The organism is Algoriphagus aestuariicola (assembly GCF_017254835.1).
Taxonomy (GTDB): domain Bacteria; phylum Bacteroidota; class Bacteroidia; order Cytophagales; family Cyclobacteriaceae; genus Algoriphagus; species Algoriphagus aestuariicola.
Genome location: NZ_JAFKCW010000004.1, coordinates 411,250 through 435,199, shown reverse-complemented (window position 1 = coordinate 435,199; position 23,950 = coordinate 411,250). Strand labels below are relative to the sequence as shown.

The 23,950-nt window shown below is 49.4% G+C and carries 15 protein-coding genes; 11 read left to right on the top strand and 4 right to left on the bottom strand.

The window, feature by feature from the left end:
• The first annotated feature begins 20 nt into the window (after nt 1-20).
• The 5 genes from J0A67_RS18065 (at nt 21) to J0A67_RS18045 (ending at nt 8,818) form a co-directional block, all read left to right on the top strand.
• Nucleotides 21-2,942 carry a S9 family peptidase gene (locus tag J0A67_RS18065; protein ID WP_206570798.1) on the top strand — a complete coding sequence of 974 codons (2,922 nt, stop codon included), beginning with the start codon at nt 21-23 and terminating at the stop codon, nt 2,940-2,942.
• Nucleotides 2,943-3,147: 205 nt separating this feature from the next.
• Nucleotides 3,148-3,714, top strand: a complete 567-nt coding sequence (locus J0A67_RS18060) for an NfeD family protein (RefSeq protein WP_206570797.1) — start codon at nt 3,148-3,150, stop codon at nt 3,712-3,714.
• Nucleotides 3,715-3,726: 12 nt separating this feature from the next.
• A complete protein-coding gene (locus J0A67_RS18055; protein WP_206570796.1) occupies nt 3,727-5,226 on the top strand; it encodes a flotillin family protein in 1,500 nt (499 codons plus the stop codon).
• A gap of 200 nt (nt 5,227-5,426) precedes the next feature.
• Nucleotides 5,427-6,383 carry a calcium/sodium antiporter gene (locus J0A67_RS18050; protein ID WP_206570795.1) on the top strand — a complete coding sequence of 319 codons (957 nt, stop codon included), beginning with the start codon at nt 5,427-5,429 and terminating at the stop codon, nt 6,381-6,383.
• 287 nt (nt 6,384-6,670) lie between these two features.
• A complete protein-coding gene (locus tag J0A67_RS18045) occupies nt 6,671-8,818 on the top strand; it encodes a cation:proton antiporter (RefSeq protein WP_206570794.1) in 2,148 nt (715 codons plus the stop codon).
• Between the two features lie 49 nt (nt 8,819-8,867).
• Here J0A67_RS18045 and J0A67_RS18040 read toward each other — a convergent pair whose 3' ends face one another.
• Nucleotides 8,868-9,659, bottom strand: coding sequence for a hypothetical protein (locus J0A67_RS18040; RefSeq protein WP_206570793.1), 792 nt, complete (start codon nt 9,657-9,659; stop codon nt 8,868-8,870).
• A gap of 313 nt (nt 9,660-9,972) precedes the next feature.
• Here J0A67_RS18040 and J0A67_RS18035 point away from each other — a divergent pair, with 313 nt between their 5' ends.
• Together J0A67_RS18035 and J0A67_RS18030 are read left to right on the top strand one after the other, a co-directional pair.
• On the top strand, nt 9,973-12,366 hold the full coding sequence (locus tag J0A67_RS18035) for a TonB-dependent receptor (RefSeq protein WP_206570792.1): 2,394 nt from the start codon (nt 9,973-9,975) through the stop codon (nt 12,364-12,366).
• 51 nt (nt 12,367-12,417) lie between these two features.
• A complete protein-coding gene (locus J0A67_RS18030) occupies nt 12,418-14,607 on the top strand; it encodes a DUF5916 domain-containing protein (protein WP_438839594.1) in 2,190 nt (729 codons plus the stop codon).
• Nucleotides 14,608-14,745: 138 nt separating this feature from the next.
• Here the strand turns inward: J0A67_RS18030 and J0A67_RS18025 are convergent, their stop codons facing one another.
• The 3 genes from J0A67_RS18025 to J0A67_RS18015 all read right to left on the bottom strand — a co-directional run bounded on the left by J0A67_RS18025 (nt 14,746) and on the right by J0A67_RS18015 (nt 19,250).
• A complete protein-coding gene (locus tag J0A67_RS18025) occupies nt 14,746-15,735 on the bottom strand; it encodes an SAM-dependent methyltransferase (RefSeq protein WP_206570791.1) in 990 nt (329 codons plus the stop codon).
• 176 nt (nt 15,736-15,911) lie between these two features.
• Nucleotides 15,912-17,651, bottom strand: a complete 1,740-nt coding sequence (locus J0A67_RS18020) for a M14 family metallopeptidase (RefSeq protein ID WP_206571034.1) — start codon at nt 17,649-17,651, stop codon at nt 15,912-15,914.
• Between the two features lie 12 nt (nt 17,652-17,663).
• Nucleotides 17,664-19,250, bottom strand: coding sequence for a M14 family metallopeptidase (locus J0A67_RS18015; RefSeq protein WP_206570790.1), 1,587 nt, complete (start codon nt 19,248-19,250; stop codon nt 17,664-17,666).
• A gap of 198 nt (nt 19,251-19,448) precedes the next feature.
• Here J0A67_RS18015 and J0A67_RS18010 point away from each other — a divergent pair, with 198 nt between their 5' ends.
• The 4 genes from J0A67_RS18010 to J0A67_RS17995 all read left to right on the top strand — a co-directional run bounded on the left by J0A67_RS18010 (nt 19,449) and on the right by J0A67_RS17995 (nt 23,949).
• The gene (locus J0A67_RS18010; protein ID WP_206570789.1) at nt 19,449-20,282 is read left to right on the top strand and encodes a universal stress protein; all 834 of its coding nucleotides are present in this window, start codon (nt 19,449-19,451) and stop codon (nt 20,280-20,282) included.
• A gap of 6 nt (nt 20,283-20,288) precedes the next feature.
• Nucleotides 20,289-21,524, top strand: coding sequence for a cation:proton antiporter (locus J0A67_RS18005; RefSeq protein ID WP_206570788.1), 1,236 nt, complete (start codon nt 20,289-20,291; stop codon nt 21,522-21,524).
• Between the two features lie 146 nt (nt 21,525-21,670).
• Nucleotides 21,671-22,702, top strand: a complete 1,032-nt coding sequence (gene hemH, locus J0A67_RS18000; protein WP_206570787.1) for a ferrochelatase — start codon at nt 21,671-21,673, stop codon at nt 22,700-22,702.
• An 80-nt stretch (nt 22,703-22,782) separates the two neighbouring features.
• Entirely contained in the window at nt 22,783-23,949 is a 1,167-nt protein-coding gene (locus J0A67_RS17995; RefSeq protein WP_206570786.1) for a CynX/NimT family MFS transporter, read from the top strand.
• The last annotated feature ends 1 nt before the right edge of the window (nt 23,950 follow it).

Sequence of the window (23,950 nt, the reverse complement as noted above, 5' to 3'; positions counted from 1 at the left end):
TTCCAAAAAAACTCTACCCCATGAGAAAATACCTTCTATTAGTTTGGCTACTCTGCTTAACGGCCACTTTTGCGCAAGCCCAGCAGACCAAGCCCATGTCCTGGAAGGACGTCGCGACCTGGAAATACATGCCAGGCAGTGCTTTTAAACTTTCCCCTGATGGACAATGGATCGCCTACGGCATCATCGGACTGGAAGCGGACGGCGAACTGATCCTGCAGAAAGTCTTCGACCCGGACAGCAAAAAATCCTTTCCCATTGGCAATACCAACTTCCCCAACTTTGAGTTTAGCGACAACAGCCATTGGCTGGCATTCAAGGAGTCTCCAAAATTCTCCGAAAAGCAGGCCAACGAAAAGTCCAAAGGCAAGCCGCTGAAAGAGAAGGTTCACCTGATCAAGTTGGGGACGGACGAGAAAAAAACCTTTGAAAACGCGGGCGGCTTCAGCTTTAATGCCGACGCTTCTTCCCACCTGATCATCAATCTTCCCAAAGAGGGAAACGCGGACATCAAAGGCTCCGATCTGCTGATCCATCACCTGACTTCCGGCAAGTCCCAAAACCTTGGCAATGTCCGCGAGCATTCGGTCAACAAGGCCGGCACTCACCTCGCCTACACCGTCGATGCCGCCAATTCCCAGGGCAATGGGCTTTACCTCCTGACTTTGGCCAGCAACTCCACCCAAGTGCTGGACACCGACGAAGCCGGCTACCAGAGCATCAACTGGACGGAAAAGGGTGACGCATTCACCGCGCTCAAGATGAAAAAAGACAAGAAGTACAAGCAGGATCGTGGCGCAGTCCTTGGCGTGAAAAGCCTCTCCAGTCCACAGGTGACGCTATATGAAGCCGCCAAGGACAGCAGCGGGTTTGACCAAAAGTACACCATCAGCCCCAACCGCAAGCCGGAATGGAGCGAAGACTTGACCCGGATCTTCTACGGTATCCACCCTTTGGTTTTGGCAGAAAAAGAGACTCCCAAAAAGGAACTGAACAAAGACTCCCTAGCAGTCGCTGATTCCGAAAAGCTCTCTAAGATCATGGCCGACACCACGATAAAGTCCATCTCAGACCTTCAAAAAGCCATCGCCAAACTCGATTCAGGCAAGACTTCTCCCAAGAAAGCGGACACCAAAAAGCCAGAAATGACCATCTGGCATTGGAATGACAGCCGCCTCCAGTCCCGGCAGCAAGTGCTGGAAAACATGGACAAAAACTACAGCTTCTGGGCGATGTACGATGTCGCTTCCAAGAAGCACACCGCGCTCCAAGACAGCAGCATGAAGGACCTCAGCATCCTTCCGAAGCAGCTCTATGCGCTGGGTTCGGACAACCAGTCTTATGAGCTCCAAAGCAATCTGGATGGGCAGTCCTACAGAGACCTTTATATCATCGACCTGAAGACGGGTGCCAAAACCCAACTTTTCGAGAAGTTTTACCAGCCTTCCTTCGGTTCCTATCCTAGACCTTCGACGGATGGGACAAAGCTGGTGTATGGAAAAGACGGGCATTTTTACATCTACGACATCGTTGCCAAAACCCACGCCAACATCACGGAAAGCCTTCCGGTGACCTTTGTTGATGTAGAAGACGATCACAACGTCACCAAGCCCCTCGTCAGTCCCCTAGGATGGAGCAGTGACAGCAAGTATGTGCTACTACGTGATGATTGGGATATTTGGCAAGTGCCCGTGGTTGGAAAAGAAAAGGCCATCAACCTCACCCAAAACGGTCGAAGCGAAAAAATCCGCTACCAATACCGCTTCATCCTGGATCCGGAGGAAAAAGGAATTGACCTATCCAAAACCAACTACATCCGCATCTATGGCGAAAACACCAAGAAAAGCGGAATCGCCACCTTGTCGCCAGCCAAGAAAGGCGGCCTGACTCCTGGCGCTGAAGTTCTTCTCTGGGAGGACGCCATGATCGCTGGACTTGGCAAGGCGGAGAAAGCGGGAGTGTTTACCTACACCAAGGAGAAATTCAACGAGCCTACTCAAGTTTATCTAACCGACGCTTCTCTTACGAACGGCAAAAAAGTCACCGAAAACGCTCCTGACGCAGGCAAGTTTGCTTGGTCTTCTGGCGTAAAATTAGTTGACTACGTCACTGTTAAAGGCGACTCGCTCCAGGCGGCTCTTTTCCTCCCTGCCAACTACGTGGAAGGGCAAAAATACCCAACCGTCATCTACTATTACGAGAAGCTTTCCCAGACCCTGCACAACTGGTCCAATCCCGGCTATAGCGGTACAGGCTGGAACCCGTCGCTCTATACCAGCAATGGCTACGCGGTATTGATCCCAGATATCGTCTACAAAATGGACGATCCGGGCATGTCTGCTGTATGGGCGGTACTCCCGGCCGTAGATGCCGCGATCAAGACGGGAGTCATAGACGAGACTAAAATGGGAATCCACGGACACAGTTGGGGAGGCTACCAGACTTCATTCCTGATCACCCAAACCGAACGCTTCAAGGCCGCCGCCGCCGGGGCGCCACTGACCAACATGATCTCCATGTACGACCTGATCTACTGGAACTCGGGCGGAGGAAACATGTCCATCTTTGAAGCATCTCAGGGTAGATTCCGAGGAGGCCCTTGGGAAAACTGGGAAGCCTATGAGCGGAACAGCCCGATTTATCATGTGAAAAACGTAACGACTCCGCTCTTGCTTTTGCACAACGACAAGGACGGCGCAGTGGACTTCACACAAGGCGTGGAATATTACAATGCGCTCCGTCGCTTGAAAAAGCCGGTAATTATGGTGCAGTATCTGGGCGAAAACCACGGACTGGGCAAGACGGAAAATCGCAAGGATTACGCCGTCCGCATGATGGAATTCTTCGATCACCATCTCAAAGGCCAACCGGCTCCTGACTGGATGACCAAGGGTGTTCCTAGACTTCAGCTCGGCGAGCACTTGGATGAGAGAGCTTTCTGAAAAGGTGAGGTCAGAAATATAGAAATCCCCCGCTGCAAATGTCTCGGGGGATTTTTTTATGCTTATCAGGAAGATAACTTCAATGAACAGGGAGTTTTTAAAGAGCGACTGTTTTTTTCATTCTGATTGCTTTCTCTTTTGCAATTCTTAAAAATTAAAGATATAATTAAACACACAATCCTTCACCCGCTAACCACTAAGCACTATGGAATTTTTAGCCGAAATGGAGCCATCGCTCCGGGCGCTTTGGTACATTGCCTTACCCACTTCACTTATTTTTTTGTTTCAGACTATCCTAACCTTCATCGGGTCTGATTCCGGGGATGGCATCAACGCAGACTTTGATGGCAACCTGGAAGGAATGGACGCCCCCTTTCAACTTTTCACACTTCGAAATCTGATCAATTTCCTGCTGGGTTTCAGCTGGACTGGGATCACCTTTTACCACTCCATAGAAAATTACACCCTGCTGATCCTTTTGGCCACGGCTGTAGGGCTGGGTTTTGTCTGGCTGTTTTTCTTTATTATCAAACAAATCACCAAGCTGGCCGAAGATAATACCTTCAAGTTGGAACGCGCCCTGCAGAAGTCAGGCACCGTGTACCTGACCATTCCCGCTCTAAAACAGGGAACTGGAAAGATTTCCATTAGTATCAACGGCTCCCAAAAAGAGCTGAACGCAATTTCGCTTTCAGAGAAAATCGATACTGGCGCTGCCGTCAAAGTGGTCGGCATCGAGGGCGGAACCCTCCTTATTGTAGAAAAAATCTAACCCCAATCTTTTATGGATCCCCTAATACTCATCCTGGCGGGTGCTTTTGTCATTTTTGTGACCATCATCGCCTTAATCTCGCGCTATAAACGCTGCCCCTCAGACAAAATCCTGGTCGTCTATGGCAAGACCGGAGGAACATCAGCCAAATGTATCCACGGTGGCGGGGCTTTCATTTGGCCGGTGATCCAAGACTATGCCTATCTCGACCTCAAACCAATCTCCATCGAGGCGAATCTCACCAACGCCCTCTCCCGCCAAAATATCCGTGTGGATGTCCCCTGCCGCTTCACCATTGCAATATCCACAGATGCAGACACCATGAATACGGCCGCCGAGAGACTGCTTGGTCTTGCCCACGAGCAGATTCAAGAGTTGGCTAAAGACATCCTCTTTGGACAGCTGCGTCTGGTGATTGCTACGATGACCATTGAGGAGATCAACTCCGACCGGGACAAGTTTTTGGAAAACATCTCCAAAAACGTCGATACCGAACTCAAGAAAATTGGTCTCAAACTAATCAACGTCAACGTAACGGACATCAAGGACGAATCCGGCTACATCGAAGCGCTAGGCAAGGAAGCTGCGGCAAAAGCAATCAATGAAGCCAAAATCTCGGTAGCCGAGCAGGAGAAAATCGGGGAAACCGGAAAGGCACTGGCAGACCGGGAAAAAGACGTACAGATCGCCGACACCCAGCGGGATCGTGATGTGAAAATCGCCGTGACACTCAAGGATCGGGAAGTGAGCATCGCCGAAGCCCAAAAGGAAGAAAGTATCGGAAAAGCAGAAGCGCAGCGGGACACCCGGGTGAAAACTTCCGAAGCCAATGCCATCGCCATTAGGGGAGAAAACGAAGCCAAAATCTCCATCGCCCAATCAGATGCACTGAGAAGGGAAAAAGAAGCGGAAGCACTAAGGATCGCCTTGGCTTCCGAAAAAGTCCAACAGGCAAAAGCACTGGAAGAAGCCTATCTGGCAGAGCAAAAAGCGGAAACTGCCCGAGCCGAACGGGAACGCTCCACCCAAAACGCAAACATTGTCGTACCCGCTGAGATCGCCAAGCAACGTGCAATCATCGAAGCGCAAGCGGAGGCCGAGCGAATCCGGGAACAGGCCAAAGGTGAGGCGGATGCCATTTACGCCAAAATGGAAGCCGAAGCAAAGGGTCTTTACGAGATTCTGACCAAACAAGCAGAGGGATATCGAGACGTCGTCAGCGCTGCCGGAGGAGATCCGACCAAAGCCTTCCAATTGCTGTTAATCGAAAAACTTCCCGAGCTGGTCAAAACCCAGGTGGAAGCCGTCAAAAACATCAAAATAGACAAGATCACGGTTTGGGACTCCGGACAAAATGAAAGCGGAAACAACTCAACCGCAAACTTTGTATCAGGAATGATGAAAACCGTCCCGCCGCTGAATGATCTCTTCAACATGGCGGGTCTCAACCTTCCAAGCTACCTCAAAGGAGATGAGACGAAAACTGAAAATCCAGCCAAAGATTCCGAGTGAAATTCAAATTCCCCTCCTCTCAAATCCCCTGCAATACACAGGGGATTTTTTTTCACAGATCATCAATTTCCCTAAGCTTCATGGATCACTGAAGTACAATTAAAATAGAGTCAAGCAAGGCGCTTGAAAGGCCGATTTTCCTTTCTAGTTTTGGGGAATTTATCCATTTGGAAAACTCAAACTTTTAACTGATTCCCCTCATGATCCTTCAAACTGTACTTTTATTGATTGGTTTGGTTCTTTTGGTCAAGGGAGCGGATTGGCTCGTAGACGGCGCCTCGGTTTTAGCCAAGAAAAAGAATGTATCCGACTTGGCTATTGGCCTCACTATCGTGGCCTTTGGCACCTCTGCGCCCGAGCTTGTAGTGAACGCCGTCGCCGCCTCCGGCAACTACCCCGACATCGTCTTTGGGAACATCATCGGGTCAAACAACTTCAACCTCTTCGTCATTCTCGGAATCGCTGGCTTGATTGTTCCGCTTTCCGTGCAGTCCACAACGGTTTGGAAAGAGATCCCCTTCTCTTTGATAGCGGCAATCCTCCTTTTCCTGTTGGCAAACAATTTTATTTTCGGCAACTCTGAGGGATTCTCCAGATTGGATGCCGGAATACACCTGGCTCTGTTTGCCGGATTTCTCTACTACGTCGCCACCCAGCTCAAATCCGATCCCAGCAATGAAAAAATCGAGATTAAAGACTATTCCACAATGAAGATTTGGGGACTGATCTTTATCGGTTTGGCAGGCTTGGTAGGAGGTGGAAAACTCGTGGTCGACAACGCCGTGTCCATGGCCCAGTCTCTTGGAGTAAGCGAAAAGATCATCGGCCTAACTATTGTCGCAGCCGGAACATCACTGCCAGAACTTGCCACTTCCGTAGTGGCTGCCATGCGGAAAAACGCGGACATCGCCATAGGCAACATCATCGGCTCCAACATTTTTAATATTTTCCTCATCCTCGGCGTAAGTGGTTTGATCCGCCCAATGGCTTATAACTCGGGATTCAATACCGATCTCTATATCTTGGCAGCCGGTACGATTTTCCTTTTTTTGGCGATGTTTACCGGCAAAAGACACAAACTGGATCGTTGGGAGGCCCTTTTGCTTCTTACATCCTATCTGCTCTACACCGGATATCTTATCGGGCTAGAGTCTTAGGAGAAGACGGCCAGCTTGGCCCCAGCGCTATTCATCACAGCCGAGGACATGGAATGCAACTCCCGTGTTTTGCCCAGTTATTTTTTGAAACCTCAACTGTCTCAAAAAAGGCAAATCTATACCTATCTTTGGAAGAGGACGTTGAAAGGCTAGCAACTTATAGATCCCACAAATCAATCCCTAATACAGATTTTATGGCAGTTGGCTTTTCACTTTTACTCAAGCGATGCCCGAAGTATCAATTCCTTGGGATCTTTTTCCACCCCAACCAATCTTTATAACCAGGTATGGGATTGTTGGAAATCACCAATGGCTTCGAATTGCCTATTACCCATCAAGGGCTAAAGTTCTTCCTGATCTTGCTGATCATCCTTTTGGCACCCTTGGTTCTCAATCGACTCAGAATCCCGCCACTTCTTGGGCTTATCATCGCCGGCGCCATCATCGGCCCAAAGGGACTTCATCTGATGGAGCGGGACAGCGGTATTTTGCTTTCCGGTACTGCCGGTCTGCTCTACATCATGTTTTTGGCTGGATTGGAGATAGATCTAGAGGACTTCAAAAAAAACAGCCGAAAAAGCTTCGTATTCGGGATGTATACTTTCTTGATCCCAATGATTCTGGGCACGCTGGCAAGCCTTTTCCTATTTAACTTTTCCATGGCTTCTTCCCTGTTGCTAGCCAGTATGTTTGCCTCACATACCCTGATCGCCTACCCTATCGTTTCCAAGCTCGGAGTTGCCAAAAACCGGGTAGTTAATGTCACTGTAGGTGGCACGCTCATCACCGATACCCTAGCCCTTTTGGTGCTAGCCATCATCGTGGGAATGGCCCACGGGGAGATCAACATGATGTTTTGGGTCAAGCTATTTTTCTCCCTGCTGGTCTTTGCCCTACTTATTCTGATCGTGCTACCTAGGTTTGGGCAATGGTTTTTGAAGAAAAACGAAGATAACGTCACCCAATACATCTTTGTGCTGGCGATAGTATTTGCAGGCGCGCTCTTGGCAGAGTTGGCCGGCCTGGAGGGTATTATCGGATCCTTCTTGGTCGGCCTGGCGATCAGCCCCATTATACCACGAACCTCGGGGCTTTTCAACAGGATCGAGTTTGTCGGCAATGCGATCTTCATTCCCTTTTTTTTGATCAGCGTTGGTATGCTAGTCGATTTTCGGGTTTTCTTCCGAGATGGGGAGACGGTATTTATTGCCATAGCGATGACCGTGGTGGCTACGGCTTCAAAATATCTGGCGGCTCTTGCTGCGCAAAAATCCTTCGGTTACTCCAAGGCTGAGCGCAGCCTCATGTTTGGCTTGAGCAACGCACAGGCCGCAGCCACCCTCGCCGCCGTGCTTGTGGGCTATAACACGATCGTCGGTAGAGACGCCTTGGGTGAACCCATCCGCCTACTTTCTGAATCTGTCCTCAACGGTACGATTATCATGATCTTGGTCACCTGTACCATCGCCACGCTGGAGGCTCAGCGGGGCGCTCAGAAGATCATCCTCTCCGAGGCTACGTTCGCCGAAAAAGATCGAATGGACTTCACCGAGCGGTTTTTGATCCCAATCAGAAGCGAGGAGACCGCCCAAGACCTGATTAACCTCGCTCTAAACCTCAAATCCATAGGGAAGAAAAATTCACTCTACGGTCTGAGTATCCTCAAGCCGGGAACTCAGGATTACTCAGCGGAAGTAAAAGCCCAAAAAATCCTCAATCAAGCCAGTTCCATTACGGCCGCCACTGATAATTTTCTGATCGAGCTACTTAGATACGATGCAGATGTTGTGCAGGGAATCGCAAGCGTGGTTTATGAAAATAAAATCACCGATCTGATCTTGGGACTCCATGTCCAGCTGGAAGGAAAAGACTCTTTTCTCGGTCAAGTCACTAATCGACTACTTGAAAAAGTCAACACAACCACATTTATCTACAAGCCCCACCAACCCTTTGCGTCCCACAAAAGGCACCTAGTGATGATTCCGCCACAAGCCGAGCATGAATTGGGGTTTCCGCTTTGGCTGGTCAAAATCTGGAATATCGCCAAAAACACGGGGCGTCGTATGATCTTCTATGTCAATGAGGATACCCGGGAATATCTCCAAAAAATCCTGGTCGCCAACCCCATCCGAGTGGAGTTTCGCCCATTTCCAAGCTGGGATGATCCCAGCAATCTTAACATTTTGCTGAAAAAGGACGACAACCTGATCATGGTACTCAGCAGAAGGGGGGATCCCTCGCATCATCCAAACATGGACTTGGTTCCAGACCTGGTGGGGACTTGGCTCAAGGATCACAGTTTTATCCTGATCTATCCAAACCCCCTTGACGCAAGTTCAGCGCTTTCCCATGACTTCCTGCATAGCAACCTCGCCGGGCCCAGAAGTAGATTGGAAGTGATACGCGCAGGCATAAACCGGCTTTTCACGAAGTAGCCTCGTTTAGAAACGTTGAATTGTCGGAATTTTTAAGGGCACAGGTTGCCTACTTCGGGAAGAGGAAAATTACGACGGCTCTCCAGCCCCAATCAGCCTTTCCTCCATCTGGAGCGGCTAGATTGAATCGTGGGCCTATAACAAATTGAGTCTTTTGCTTGCCCAAGGCAGTCACCGCACTGATCGTAGGATTGAGCCAAAGCGTGGTTGTCGAAGCTTTCCAGTTTTGGGTGAATTCCATGTTCGCCCCCAAGCCAGCACCGGACTTCCAGTTATACACCAAAAATGGCTGAACAAACATCTGGCTCACATCCGGTCGATCTTCGTTCCCGGCTACAGACCAGAGTTGGTTGACCAGCGCACCCAAGGTCCATCCATTGGCCTGCTTCAAAGCCACTGCCGTAGGCCCGACTCCAAATTTCTTGGTAGCCAAATAGTCATTGGTAGCAATCGGAAGCAAGAAGGCCGGCCCTACACCCCAAGTGAGTTTCTCGGAATTTTTGGGCGAGAAAAAAGCCGACATCACCGCGTCGGACAGCCCGGACTGCTTCTCTCCAAAGCCGGTAACATTGTACTGGGTAACGTAGGGAGCGACAATTCTAGTGATCACATTCCAGTCCTTGTTTAGCGATATCGGCAACACTGGCTGGAAATTCATCGTGTTTCTAGTTCCCCGCATCTCTCCGATTCCATAGTCGGTGTTGTTTTGGAAGGGGACAGAAACCAGCGAGGCGATGGGATTGGCGAGTTTTTTTGCCAACTCGGCAGCATCATCCTGAGCAAATGAAAGGCTGCATAAAGTGGATAGAAACAAAACAGTCAGCGCAAAAGTCCTTCTCATTGTGTTGTTGGTTTGGATATTGGAGATAAAATAAAAAAAGCAGTTCCAGAGTTTGATCCAGTACAACAAGATGCCAAAGAAAAATTTGTCATCTCGTCGCAGAGCAGGAAAGTTATGACATTTTAGTTACATATTTTGCCGAGTCCGTAGACGACAGTTACTGGTCTGAGCCGCCGGATTCCTTTCAAATGCCTTGGAATAGTCCCATCGATTTCGCCATTTGTAAAAATAAGCATGGAAAGGAATCGCTTTCATTCTAAATTTCGGCCGCCTGATTCATATTAATTTTGATTTGGCTCTATTTACCAAACCTATGAAACCCTTTTACCCAAAAAACCTACTCATTCTTTCGGTACTGGCCTTACTCTTGAGCTTTGTCCAGTCCCATGCCCAACAAAATCGGGGAAAGATCCGTGGCACTATCCTCGACATTGGAAGTTCAGAGCCGCTTCCTTTTGCCAGTATCGCGGTTTACTCTGAAAAAGACAGCCTTGTGGGAGGTGGAATCTCCGATGAAAATGGAAAGTATTCAGTTGACCTTCCTTTCGGAAAATTCTATGCCTTGATCGAATTCATGGGCTATGAGGCTCAGAAAACGAAGGCTTTTACGCTTTCCCGAGACAGCCAAAATCAGGATCTGGGTGAAATTGGACTATCTACGACTGCATCTGATCTCACTGAGGTGGTGGTCCAGGGAGAAAAGACCATCATGGAGCTTTCCCTTGATAAGCGAATTTTCAACGTCGGAAAAGACCTCGCCAACGCCGGTGGTAATGCTTCAGACATCCTGATGAATCTTCCTTCGGTGGCGGTCGACCCTGATGGCAACGTCCGACTGAGAGGCTCTTCAAATGTGCGCATCCTCATCGACGGCAAGCCATCGGGATTGGTCAGTTTCAAAGGAAGCGCCGGACTTCGTCAGCTACCGGCCAATATGGTCGAACGGGTCGAGGTAATCACCAACCCCTCTGCCAGATATGAAGCGGAAGGAATGGCTGGGGTCATCAATATTGTCCTCAAAAAAGACAGCAAGCAGGGATTCAATGGCTCTTTTGAGGTTATTGCCGGATATCCACTCAACACGGGCTTCACCGCGAATCTGAATTACAGGCACAATCGCATCAACTGGTTCATCAACTACGGCCTCACCTATCGTGAGCAACCTGGGATCAGCGAACTTTATCAGGAGGTCTATAATGAGGACGGAACCACCTCGATATTGAGCCAGAACAATGCGTCGACTGTATCAGGGCTGAACAATAACTTAAGAGGCGGCTTGGATTACTATTTCAACGAAAACAGCGTCTTGACGGCCTCTTATTTGTGGAGAAGAAGCGATGCCCACCGTATCACCGATATTCGATACGAGGATTACCTGAATGGCTTCGACAACTACCTTGGCTATACACTCCGCCGTCAAGACGAAACCGAAGACGAGCCGAACAAAGAAGCCATTGTCAACTATAAGCGGACTTTTGCCCAAAAGGGCCACGAATTCACCGCTTCATTCACTTATTTGAATTACTGGGAGCGATCCGATCAGCTTTTCACCCAGTATTCTTTCACTCCAAGCGACACTCCAGTTCCCACCGATGATTTGGTTCAGACCTCCCTAAACGACGAGTTTGAAAACCAGTACCTGCTCCAGATGGACTATGTGAAACCGTTTGCGACAAAAGGAAAGTTTGAAACCGGGCTCCGGACAAGCTTCAGGGAAATGGAAAACGACTATATCGTACAGGAAGAGGATGAAACTGGAGATTTTGTCACGATTCCAGGGCTGGACAATATCTTCCTATACAATGAAAACATCCTAGCCGCATATGGTATATTCGGCAACGAAACAGGAAAATGGAGCTACCAAGGCGGGCTACGTGCCGAGCATACCGTAGTGGAAACTATTCTCGTGGAGACCAATGAAAGCAATCCCAGGGAGTATACTAACTTCTTCCCATCAGCCCATTTGACCTACAACCTGACTAAGGAGAACGCCTTCCAACTAAGCTATAGCCGAAGGATCAGACGACCTGTATACAACGATTTGAGTCCATACGTGACCTTTTCCGACCAGCGGAATTTCTTCAGTGGAAATCCCGACCTAAACCCGGAATACACCGACGCCTTCGAGCTTGGTCACATCAAATACTTTGAAAAGGCCACACTGTTTTCAACTGTTTATTTCAGAAATACCGTGGACAAGATCGAGCGCATCCGCCAGGTCAATGACGATGGTTTCTCCGTGACCGCTCCATACAATCTGACCGGAGAAAAGTCCTTCGGGGTCGAATTCAGCGGGGACTACCGGGTGAAGGAATGGTGGAAACTAGACTTCAACGCCAACTTCTTCCATGCACGAATCGACGCCAGCAACATAGGACAGACGGAATTGAGGAAAACCTATTCCTGGCTTTTCCGCCAAACGTCCAGGTTTACCTTCGGAGAAGGCTGGGATATCCAGGTCCGAGCTAACTATGAGGCAAAACAAAAAACTGCCCAAGGCTACCGAAAGGGCATATTTTTCATGGATCTCTCTGCAAGCAAAAGAATACTCGAAGATCGAGGAACTTTGGTCTTGAATGTGACCGACATCTTCAATACCAGAATCAATCGCTTCATCTCCGAGGGGTACAATTTCTACACCGAAGGCGAGTCGCAAATGCAACGGAGACAGTCCAACCTGACCTTCGCCTACCGAATCAAGCAATAATTGAACGTGCCCAACTTCCGATATATTACCAGGAAGCCTAGCCCCAACAGCGTGATCCAATCCGTCCGAGTACTCATTCTTGTTTTCCTGCTGGGTCTTGGCCTTATTCCGCCCATTTCAGCGCAAAAAATCAATGCAAAGTATCGCTTGCCGATAAAAATGGCCTCCTCGCCTGTGATCATTGACGGCGTCATGGATGAAAAGGCCTGGGAAGATGCGGAAGTCGCAACTGATTTTTTCATGATCACACCCATGGACACCAGTTTCGCGCAGGTGAAAACGGACGTAAGAATGAGCTACGATACGGATCATCTGTATTTGCTTGTAGTAAACCATCACGCCTTACCTGGCCCCTACATGGTCGAGTCACTGCGTAGGGATTTCAGCTTTGGGAAAAACGACAATTTTCTACTCTTCATGGATCCCTTTGACGATCTGACAAACGGGTTTTCATTTGGAGCGAATGCGGCTGGCGCGCAATGGGACGGACAGATGTACAACGGCGGCTCCGTGGATCTTAGCTGGGACAACAAATGGGTTTCCAAAGTCAAAAACTATGAAGACAAGTGGATTTTCGAGGCAGCTATTCCCTTCAAGTCCATCCGCTACAAAAAAGGAATCTCTGAGTGGGGAATCAACTTTAGCAGGCTGGATCTTAAGACTACCGAAAAGTCTGGATGGGCGCCGGTACCTCGGCAGTTTCCATCCGCGTCTTTGGCGTATACGGGAACGCTCGTATGGGATAATCCCCCGCCAGATCCCGGAGCAAACATTTCCATTATCCCCTATGCTCTCGGCGGGATAAGCAAAGACTTTCAAAACGAAGGCTCTACGGAAACCAGAGGCGAAGTAGGCGTGGATGCGAAAATCGCTCTCACTTCATCCCTCAACCTGGACCTGACCGTAAATCCAGATTTCTCCCAAGTAGAAGTTGACCGACAGGTCACCAACTTAGATCGCTTTGAGCTTTTCTTCCCAGAGAGAAGACAATTCTTTTTGGAGAACGGGGACTTGTTTGCCGGCTTTGGCTATACGACGATCCGGCCTTTTTTCTCCAGAAGAATCGGCTTGAATGCCCCGATTCAATTTGGTGCGAGACTGAGCGGCAAACTCAACAAAGACTGGCGGATCGGTGCAATGAACATGCAAACCGGAGACGTGAAGGAAACCGAATTACCCTCGCAAAACTTCACCGTGATGGCGATTCAGCGTCAAGTCGGCGCTCGATCCAACATCGGAGCCATCTTTGTCAACAAACAGAGTCTGAACTACAATCCTGATCCAAATTCCGAAAACCCGGTTTATTCCCAATTCAACAGAAATGTGGGACTTGAGTACAATCTCGCCTCAGCGAACAACATCTGGACAGGCAAGGCAATGCTCCTTCAAAGCTTTGGCCCGGACAATACCGGCAATGGCTTTGTCCATGCTGCTAATCTGAAGTATGCTGCAGGCAATCTGACTTGGAGCTGGCAGCATGAATATGTGTCTGAAAACTACACCGCGGAGGTGGGCTATGTGCCAAGACGCGGCTACTACAAAGTAAACCCATTTGTCGGCTATCGCTGGTTTCCCAAAAGCCAAAAAATCCTGAGCCACGGTCCCGATGCAAGTTCGACGCTGTTTTATAACACCAAGGGCGTCCATACCGACAACAATTCATTCATTTCCTACAATGTGCGTTTCCGCAGCCAAAGCAATTTGGCCACCTACCTGATCTATGATTTTGTGAAACTCCAAGCGCCTTTTGACCCGACCAACTCCGGAAATGAGAAATTGCCGGTAGGCTCGGATCATTATGCTTTCAGCTGGAGAACGGAGTATGTATCAAAGCCCCAAAGTGTTTTTACTTATGGTTTTTCGACCAGAATGGGCGGGTATTATGCAGATGGGGAACTGTACACGCTCACGACGGATCTGGGCTACCGCTTCCAGCCGTATGTGAGTTTGGCACTGAGCACCACCTACAATAAAATCGTGCTTTCGGAGCCCTGGGGCACCACTGATTATTTGTTGGTGGGCCCGAGGATAGATGTGACGATGACGAACACGCTCTTTTTCACGGCATTCATCCAGTACAACGAGCAAATCGACAACATCAACCTCAATACCCGGTTTCAATGGAGATTCAAGCCGGCTTCTGATATCTATATCGTCTACACCGACAACTACCTCCCAGATCCTTTCAATGTGAAAAACCGCTCGCTCGTACTGAAGTTTACATACTGGTGGAATTTGTAAATCGCAAAAACGACTTACTCCCGCACTAAATAAAATCGAATTGACTATCTGCGTCCATACAACGAATCTAGGCCGACTGTCTAAGTTTACTTTTTCAACTCGCAGAGCTGTAGACACCCCAAAAACCTGAGGTGCGAATCATACCGATTTTTCGAAAACGAGTCTAGCATGTCCCATGATCTGCCTTTCGAAGCACACTCTATTGGGACGGACTCTCAGGATCGCCAGCTGGTGCCGGAATTCTTTGTCGGTGAATAGCTTGGGAACCAAAGAGGCAAACCACAGGTATTTTTTCAGGTTGAATTTGTAGAACCGCTTCGTCCATTCCCGGTTGGTCTTGACATAGTCGAGCCTACCATCACTATAGAATGTGTTCTTGAAATATGGGGCTGCCGTGCGGATGATGTGCTCATGTCCATAGGCAATCCATGAATCTGGATTATGCTTCAACAACAATGCGATAATATAACTGTCGGAATCCTTTGGGGAATTGATGTCAATTTGTTCAAAAGGAATCATGTTTTTGTCAAAGACCATGCTCTGCATGTAAAACTTCCCTCCCGGCTCGAGCAGATTGGAGACATGACGAAAATAGTCCTCATAGACTTCGTCCTGTCTGCCTTCCAGATAGTCTTTGACGGAGGCCACATGCTCGAAGCTTCCAAAAGCCGTAACCGCGTCAAATGTCCCAAAATCCTCTGGTTTGATAAATCGGGCATCTTTGATATAGGCTGTCAATCCATTTTGCCGACAGGCATTCACTTGGCCATCGGAAAGATTGACCCCGATGCCATCGGCACCGACCACCTCCTTCAGGTATTTGAGCCATCCCCCCCAGCCACATCCCAAATCAAGGACCCGACTTCCCTTTTCTATACCCAATGCTTTGGTGACAAATTCATGCTTTCTTCGTTGGGCTTCCTCTAGGGAAAGAGAAAAGTCCCCGTTGTACATGGCATTGCTGAAAACCGGATTCTCCCCCAGACTGTACCTTATAAACTTGTCAATGTTCGTGTAGGTAAAGTCCATTTCCTTTTTTTTGTCCCAAGCCTGGCCTTCCCGCTCGCTGACGCTTGAGCCGCTCCAATTTTTGGTCAAAAGCTCCTTGTTGATTTCTGTGTTGTCCATGTTGGGATTATTTGGGGTTAGTCAGGTTTTTTTTTAAGGATTTGATTTTCAATTCTCTATAAGGTACCATTTCCCGATCAAAAAAAATCCCCGATCCTGAATTTCAGAACCGGGGACCAACAAATTTCACCGTCCGTGTTGGGACATTTGCATTTTCAAATTCTCGCCAACTGTTTTTATTTTTTCCAGCTGGCTTTGCCGCCTTTGGCGGAATCGACCGTGATACTATAGCTGGAGCCGGATGATACGATCCATTTCACTTTTACTGCTCCCATTCCAGGCACATTTTCCACCGCGATCTTTTCTGGAGAAAATTTCTGCTCTTTGAATTTTTTCATATCCTCATCTTCCACAACAAATCCCGCCACCACTTTGGCACCGGAGATCGTGACGTAGTCAGGTCTTTCAATCTTGTATTTAAGATCTTGGCTAGCATGGGTGGGCATCAGACGCTCGTTGAAGACAGTCGCCGTGATCGCTTTCAGTCCGCCTCCGAGATCCTCCTCCTTCACGTCCAGTATCGAAAGCTTTGGGGTGTGATAGGCATGGTAGATGGTAAAAGCGGCATTTCGGTGGGCATCCTGCTCTAGCAGAAATCCAGGATGAGCACGGCCAAAGGTCTTCTTGAATCCACCGATCTCCACCGTACCAAACTGCGGATGCGTGAATTCTTTATAATTCACATAGGCATCCCCAAAGGTCAGCAGCTCGTCTACTTTGAATTGCTCGTCTTGGCTACCACGGCCACCAGATTGCTGATGAAAATACAGATAGGAAACCATCAACTCGTTAGAATAAGTGAATACCCCACGATTCCCATAAAACCAATCCAACTCACCGCCAAATACAGAATAAAGATCCTTGTACACGGTCAAGTAACGATAGCCGGGGATCATCTCCTCGCCCTTTTTGCCGATGGCGTCATAGATGCGGATATCGTCCTGATTGTAGGTGTTGACGTCCTCCTCGGCTCCAGGACCACGAAGGATCATCCCGCCTGAATTATGGAAGCTCTGCGCACCTGCGATATTGGGGTGCTTCATGACAAATTCCATCACGGAGCGGTTTTCCGGTAGCGTAAACGGATACTTGAGCGCTCCCCGCTGGATATAGTCCGGCTGCCAGTTCCATCCCCAATCCCTGTTCGGATCGTAATAGCCCACGCCATCGTCATTGACTTGGCCGTCACCGTCGTTGTCAGTTCCCTCCTGGCCGAGAATCTCATATTCCCCTACCTGGCTGGGGCCTACTGCCATCAGCCTTCTTGGGTCCAGCGGGTCCTTGATGTATCTTCCCGTCGGCGACTTGCGAATCATCATCGTGATGTGTCCGTCCCCGTCCAGATCGTCCATTCGGTCCTCTCCTGCCATCCCGTCTCCGTCATTGTCCAAAACCATCATCCCAGACCTTGGGGTATTGGCGTTGTTTGGCTCTTTGAAGAAATTGTTTCTCGCGTCTGGATTGATCGTAGGGGTAATGTAGAAGGTCTTGTCCTTGAGCAGTTGTTTGACAAATTCGTTGTCCGCGTGCATCTCGGTAAGGTACCAGGCCACATAGAGGGAAAACTCAGCCCCCTGCACTTCGTTGGAGTGGATATTCCCATCTATCCACATGGCTGGTTTGTCGGTGTCTTTTCCGGTAGAAAAGTCCGTGATCGTCAGCGTCAGGATGTCCCGACCCTCGACGGATTTTCCGATAGCCTCCACCTTGGCCAAGTCTGGATGTGCAGCTGCGATTTTTTTCATCCAGTCCCAAAGACCTTCCGCACTGTAGTAGCGGTTCCAGGCGATCTCCACTTTGGGCTTATGGGGCGTACCAATGGCACGGAAGTAGTTTTCTTGTTGGGCAGTTGCTTCAAAGCTGCCCAAACTCAATGCTCCCAAAGCCAGGGCTACGATCAGATTTTTGGTTTTCATAGTTTTCATGGCTTAGAGTTTTACGGTTTGGGTGGCAAATCCTGCATGCGGCGCGCCCGCCTTGAAGGTGACGCTGCCGCCACCACGGATGATCCAGCTGAGGGAGGTCTTCTCAAAGGCTCCCAGAGAATCCACCAATTTGATCTTGTCGCCCGAGACCAGCTTGTCGGCAGAGGCATCCATGTCTATACGTATCTTTCTTAGCCATCGGGACTTCTCGCCCATCTCCGAGTGTGAGGGAAGGGGTGAATTGTTGTACAGGTCCACGCTGATTCTAGTCAGTCCATTGCCCAAGTCCTCTGTTTTGAGGTTGTGAAACTCCAGTTTCGGCTGCATTTCCGCCAGCCTCAGGATGAACGCCGTGTGCTCCTCGGCGATTTCTCCCACTTTGTCAAAGGGAGGATTCGAAGCCGCGAAGGGCTTGATTCCGCCTACTTCCACCTTTTGACTGGGAAAATCCGGGTGTTTTACCTCCAACCAGGGAACAAACACTTCCTGTCCTAGGGAGTCGGACCATGCGAGCAAGTTGGCTTCGGCATTGGTTTTCGCTTTAAACTCCGGTGTCCAGTAGCCGGGGGTTGAGAAGCTCAATCTCGCAAAATGAAAATAAGCCCACTGGAAGAAGTCTCCGTCAGTGCCCTGGTTGTTTTGCTGAAAAGCCTTTTGGCTGACGGTTTCATTGTAGATCCCCGACACCATCGCATTGACGGCTTGGTCTTTTTCCAAAATGGAAGTGATCACCCGCTTCTTGGCATCTCCCGCGCTGTACTTTAGTGGGGTGCTGAGATTGTTTGCCGGGGAAAAAGTCACGAATGCGAAGATATTCCACTGCTCAAACAGGTAGTCGAGCATCGCCCGGCTTTCCTTCTGCGATACCGCAATATCTCCGGCCAGCGGCTCAAAAACCGGAAACTTGTAGGTCAGGGACTTGTTGAAGGCAATTCCCTCCTTTAGATCCTCGGCGAATTTACCGTCTTTGTCATCGTCCTTGCTCTCGCGATAGAGGCTGTATTTCCCGGCTTCGCCCTTAGCGCGATCGGCTTTTACAAGCACCCGCTCGTCTTCTTTGGAGGGAATCCATTCTCCCATGGGATCCTCCACACGCATCCAGGTGATCATCCCGTCCCCGTTGAGGTCGGTGTAGCCGTTGTCCCCAGGCTTGCCATCGCGATCATGGTCCACGGCCACGGCATTACCTCGGCGCTCGTACTTGAGTGCGGCATGATATTGTTCATACGCGTCAGGAGACATGTTGGGAAAAATGTAAAATGTGGTTTTCTCCAAGGCTTCTTCATGGTCGGCCACGAGCTTCTCGGCAAACTGCAGTGCCAGCTCGACGCTGAGGACATGATAGCCCTCCACGCCACCAACCACCGCGATGGCCGGATTCTCGTCTGCCGATTCAGTGCCGACCTTAAGCACGTAGACGTCCTTTCCACCCTCCGTCTTGGTGAGGGAGGTGAGCTCCACAGAGGCGTTGCCGTCCAGTTTTTGGAGCCTTTGGGTGATCTGACTGAGCGTGGGATAGTCCGACTGGGCAAAAACTGCAGTACCAAGCAGACTCCCTAGCATCAATCCAGTGAGTAGGAATTTTCTCATAGGGTAAGGATTCGGGTTTTTTCTGAATAAAGAATTCTAGGGTAGTTTAGGAAAAATTCCGGAGGTTTTTTCGACCGCTTTTTTTTGAAAAAAGAAATCACGCTCAAGCGGATACCCCACTGGATGAGTGGTTCGAATGAGCAAAGACATTGGTGAATTAATAAAAATTGGCTTATTTGACAGAGTTAGACTTTGATCATGTACAAAAAAATAGCCCTTGCCATAGCCTTTTCTCCCCGGATGGAGGCCCTAGTCTCTGAAGCCAAAAGGTTGGCGGAGCTTTTTGAAAGTAATCTAATCCTGATCCACGTAGGGGAAAAAACAGAAGATCTGACAAAAAGACTTGACGATTTGGTTCTGCGGTTGGACTTGGATCCCACGACAACCAAGATCCTGTGGAAGGAGCAGGGTAAGCCCGTAAAAAAAATCCTGGAGGCTTGCGAGGAGGAAGAGGTGGATCTCTTGGTGTCGGGAGCGCTAAAAGAGGAAGGACTCCTGATGTACTACCTCGGCTCGGTAGGACGCAAGATTATCCGCAAGGCAAACTGCTCGGTACTGACCCTTATTGATCCAAAAGTCACCACATCAGAATTCAAGAAAGTGGTCATCAACGGGACCCAGCTTCCCGTGACTCCTCTGGTTATTCGTCAGGGACTGGAGTTTGCCAAAACGGTTGACTCCAGCCAGATCTCCATTCTCAACGAAATCAAGATGTATGGCCTGATGATGGGGACGGCCAGCGAGGACTCCGAGGAAGAAGCCTCACAAACCCGCAGACTGCTCGTCCAAGACGAAGTAAAATACGTGCAAGACATCCTGAAGGACCTCGACCACAAGGGCCTGCGGATCAACATCAAGGTCACTGGTGGCCGCTGGGCAGTAGAATTGGCTCGATTTTGTGAAAAAATCGATGCTGATCTCCTCGTGGTAGGCGATGGCCGAAGGCTGACCTTTTTTGATCGCATCTTTCCCCATGACCTGGAAGATATCCTCAGCACTCTTCCCTGCAACCTATTGATCGTAAAAAAGTAAACCTCCATGGAATCACTCAATCACCAGGAGGTCATCAACCTTCTCCTTCAACTAGCGACCCTTTTGATAATGGCGAGGGCTTTTGCCGAGCTCGCAAGGAAATTCAAGCAGCCCGCCGTAGTGGGCGAAATATTGGCTGGTATCATCATCGGTCCCACCATACTGGGTACGCTCCTGCCCGATTTCCACACGTATCTGTTTGGTTCGCACGAGATGTCCAACATCGCCTTGGACGGTTTTATACAAATATCGGTCGTACTGCTGCTGTTTATTGCCGGGCTGGAAGTGGAGCTACAGGTGGTGTGGAACCAAGGGAAAAATGCACTGAAAATCGCCGTCGCCTCCATGATACTGCCTATCATCGCGGGATTTGTCGTCGCCTATGCTTTCCCCGAATTTTTGGGCGTCAACATCAATGACAGGATAGTCGCATCGACGTTCTTTGGGCTAGCCATCTCGATCACCGCTCTGGCAGTCGTAGCGAGAGTCCTTATGGATCTGGGCTTGTTCAAGACCTCCACGGGTCTCTTGATCATAGCTGCCGCGATGATCGTGGATGTCTTGGGCTGGGTAGTCTTCTCGGTAATCCTGTCATTATCCGAATCGGGGAAAGGCGGCTTGGGAATATGGCAAACCATAGGGCTCACCCTCGCTTTTACACTGATCATGCTTACTGTCGGGAAGGGTCTGATCAATCGGGTTTTGCCATGGATCAACAAGAAACTCGCCTGGCCCGGCGGACTCTTGTCCCTCTCCTTGGCAATCTGCTTTTTGGCGGCCTCATTTACCGAGTTCATCGGCATTCACGCGATTTTCGGAGCATTTATTATCGGCGTCGCATTGGGAGATTCCGAATATCTTACCGAAAAGGCCAAGGAAATCCTCCACCAGTTTATCAATAACATCTTTGCTCCCATCTTCTTTCTTAGCATTGGATTGAAAGTGAACTTCATCGAGTCTTTTGACCTAGGAATAGTGGGAGTGGTGGTCGTGGTCGGCTTGCTCACGAAGTATTTTGGCGCGTATATAGGGGGCCGGTGGGCGGGAATCAAGCGAAAGGAATCCATCGTGGTGGGTTTCGGCTTGAGTACTCGCGGAAGCATGGACATCGTGCTAGGGCTGATTGCCTTGGATGCCGGCTTGGTTTCCGACTCGCTCTTTATCGGCTTGGTGATATTGGCACTGATCTCTAGCATCGCCTCTGGGCCTTTGATGGGATGGGCCGGAAAGCTGAAGATCTGAGTACCGGATAGCGTTTTTCTTCAGTACGTTTCGCCAAGATATCTTTTTCCGCCTTTCCTTTCAATCGGTCTTCGAAAAGATCAATCGGGAGAATTTAAACAAAGCCGCTATTTTTGGGCTTTCCAAAGGAAATCTGAAAGCAATCCATGGCGATGAATAAAGCGAAAACCGGCGTTTTGCTGGTGAATCTAGGGACTCCAGACAGCACGGAGACAAGCGATGTAAGAAAATATCTCCGGGAGTTCCTGATGGATCCCCGGGTGATCGACATTCCTTTTTTGTCCAGATGGATGCTGATCAACTTCATCATAGCGCCCTTTAGAGCTCCAAAGTCTGCCCATGAATACCGCAAACTTTGGACGGATAGAGGTTCTCCCTTGCTTTTTCACACCGTGGACCTTCGTGAAAAACTGACTGAAAAGCTGGACCCCAAAAAGTATGTCGTCAGCATCGGGATGCGCTACCAAAGCCCCTCCATAGAATCAGGACTGGAAGAGCTGCGAAAAGAAAAAGTAGGCAAAATTATCGTTTTGCCACTTTTCCCACAATATGCCTCAGCTTCTACTGGCTCAGTGATCGACAAAGTGATGGAAATTGCGCAAGGCTGGCAAATCATTCCTGAGTTTTCTTTCATCAGCAATTTCCTGGATCATCCACAATTCATTGCCGCATGGGCTGAGCGCGGCAACGCTCTCATCAAAGAGAGAGATTACGACAAAATCCTGTTTTCTTACCATGGGCTCCCCGAGCGGCAGATTCTCAAAGGGTCAGTTGGCGGATATTGCCAGCTCGGTGCCTGCTGCAATAAATATGGCCCTTCGAACACCTACTGCTATCGGGCGCAATGTTTTGAGACGACCCGATTGATCGCAGCTGAGATGGGCATTCCTGAAGAAAAAACCGTGAATTGTTTCCAATCCAGACTTGGCAAAGACCCTTGGGTAAAGCCTTACACCGACGAAGTCATCACTGAGTTAGCGGCTCAAGGCGTCAAAAAGGTGCTGGCATTTTCTCCGGCATTTGTCGCCGACTGTCTGGAAACTACCGTAGAAGTGGCAGGTGAATACCGGGACAAATTCCTGGAAGCGGGAGGAGAAGAATGGGACTTGGTACCTAGCTTAAACTCTGAGAATATCTGGGTGGAATGTGTGAAGGACCTGGTGGAGTCAAGAGCCTAACGATCTAGAGTAAAGGCTAGCTAGTTAAAAGTTCAATCCCCAGAGGACCGACGCTGCAAATCGTAAATCAAAATTCCTAAATGTCCAAATCCTCCCGCCATGCGGTCCTCATCCTCGGCATCATCCTGGTGTCCATCAACCTGAGGACTTCCATCGCATCTGTCGGACCGCTGATCCCTTTTATTCGGGAGGACTTGGGGATTTCCAATGGGCTGGCGGGGTTTCTGACGACGCTATCCCTGCTCACATTTGCCATTTTCTCTCTTTTTGCGCCTTCGATTGGAAAGAGGCTGGGACATGGAAAAGCCATATTTCTCGGAATTGTACTCTTGACTGTGGGTGTGCTGATCCGAGTACTCGGGGGCATCGAGTTGCTATATTTAGGCACCGCCTTGACGGGCATCGGCATCGTGATCGCCAATGTCCTGATGATTCCCTTTTTTAAAGCCCGCCTGCCCAAAAAGATCGGCCTTCTAACGGCAATTCTTACCACGGGCATGTCGCTCTTTGCCGCGATCGCCTCTGGAGTGAGCGTACCTCTTGCCGTCGATTTGGGCTGGGGATGGAGAGGATCTCTTGCATCTTGGAGCATCCTGATGGTGTTGGCGCTTGCAATTTGGATTCCCCAATTGAAGCCGCATCAATCCGCCAGTCAAACCAAGCTTCTCCCAGCCAAAAACGTATGGGCTTCGAGGCTCGCTTGGCAGGTCACGCTCTTCATGGGGGCTCAGTCAGTGATGTATTTTACGCTGATCACCTGGCTGCCGGACATGCTGATAGCCCGGGGCATGACTCCGGTGAAGGCTGGAATTTCCCTTTCCTACATGCAATTAATCTCACTTATCGGAACCTTCTTTGTTCCCGGTCTTTTGATCAAGCTACGTGAGCAATCAAATGTAATCCTGACTGTCGGCATCGGCTATGTACTCGGCTATGGGACGCTATTTATCGAAAACGAGCTCGTCACCTACGTTGCGCTTACTATCATCGGAATAGGCAGCGGAGCAAGTCTAAGCATCGCCTACACCCTCATTTCGCTTCGCTCGGCAGAAGACATGACTACGGCAAAACTCTCAGGTATGGTCCAGTCGGCCGGTTATATCCTCGCCGCCCTCGGTCCCCTGCTTTTTGGAATTTCCATGGACATGTTTGGCAATTGGGATTTCTTGATTTGGTTTTTGCTCCTGATGACCGTCCAATTCCTGGCCTTTGGCATTCCTGCAGGACGGGATAAAAAGATACTCTAGG